At 37.6% G+C, this 1,556-nt stretch carries 1 protein-coding gene; it reads right to left on the bottom strand.

What is annotated here, in order from left to right; all coding sequences use genetic code 11:
* Nucleotides 1-144 precede the first annotated feature (144 nt).
* Nucleotides 145-1,556: hypothetical protein (locus tag BLV37_RS15135; protein WP_176968005.1), on the bottom strand; the 1,412-nt coding region annotated here is incomplete at its 5' end.

The following is a 1,556-nucleotide window of genomic DNA, read 5'->3' as shown; positions in this document are numbered from 1 at the left end:
AGGGTGTATGGCTCCTTTAGAATATAGAAACCACACACCCAAAAGTGCATAAAACTTAATTAAATTAGTTGTCTACTTGACAAGGGTCAGTTCAATTGCTCCTGAGGAGGGCTTGTGTTGTTGCTTTTGTTGGGTTGTTATCGTTTAGGGTGTTGATGGACCTTCTTTGATAGTTAGTATAAAGTATTTGTTATCATGTTTGACATAGACCGTTGCTTCTCCGTTAGAAAAGCCTATTGACGTATTTGTTCCCTTAATGTTGTCCCCCTCATCGAAACCATTCAACCATATTCCTTCATTTGGTGAATTCGAACCCACACGTATATTGTTACCAACCAGTGTAGTATCCTCTTTGACATAATAAGTTAACACTATCGGTTTATCAATTGTTCCTTCTCCTATGCCCAAGGTTGCTTCACCTTTATAGGCTGCAACATTATCGCTAACATTAGGATATACGGTTGGCATAAAATTATTGATAGCTACTGTTTTACCACCTGGGTTTTCCACCAATACGTCAATTGAACCACTATCTTCAATAGTTATTTTACCGTTCACACCTGTAATAGTGTAATCAGAATTATCCTGGGCACCCTTTACGATTAGTTTTGCAGAATCTTTTATAATTACTCCAGCTGGACTATGAACTACAGCATTTGGGCCACCTTTTTGGCTTGTTACACTTACTTGTACACTATCCTGGAGAGTTAGACTGCAATAGCCAGTAAGTGATATTCCTGATCCTCCTTGTCCTGTATTAGGATGGCCTGTATTTATTATTTCTAATATACCATCTCCTTTTATAATAGTATTTCCATCAAGAGTCAATGTACCGCCATTCCAATTTCTAGTTATCTTGTTTTCACCTTTAACTTGGATATCAAAAATAAATGTTTCAGACTGCAAATTAGCCAAATAACTACCGGTAAAACCATTCATGGTTAAAGTATTATTGAAGTAACTCCATCTAAGGGTGTCATTTAAATTTTCACCGTAGCCATCACTTTCTATTATGCCATTCCTCAAAGTTACCACATTGCTATTATTATCAGAGTTTATCAGAAGTTTCTTATTCGGTGCCCCAACGGTTACCGCTACGGTTACATCGTTGGCTGGCATGGTGAAGGTGAATTCTTGGCCGATTTTATCTGGAGTTTCCGCTAAGTCGACAGTATCTGAAATATCATTATCACTACCATCTTTTACAACAATGCCAAGGAGTTGATTAGTTGACAAGTCTTTAACATCTACAGTTAATGTAACAACATTTCCTGGGGTACTCTTATCATGGGTTACTGTTACTACCAATCCATCCAATTCAGCACCTTTATCATCAGTGTATATAATGGTTGGAGGATTTACTGTTACTTCAACATTTCCTGTAATTACGTTGTATGCAACTTGATCATCTGGTGTAAATGTCCATCCAAAATCACCTGTGGCGTTTACTACTGTTGTATCATCTGTCCAAGCTAGTGTTCCTGCTACTGCTTCATTAGAAGCATTCTTAAATGTTCCACTTAGAGTAGAGTCAGCTAGTGTTTGGCCTACTGTTA

The organism is Proteiniborus ethanoligenes (assembly GCF_900107485.1).
In the GTDB taxonomy this organism is placed as follows: Bacteria; Bacillota; Clostridia; order Tissierellales; family Proteiniboraceae; genus Proteiniborus; species Proteiniborus ethanoligenes.
Note: the sequence above shows the minus strand (reverse complement) of the source record. Positions and strands in the feature narration are given on the sequence as shown.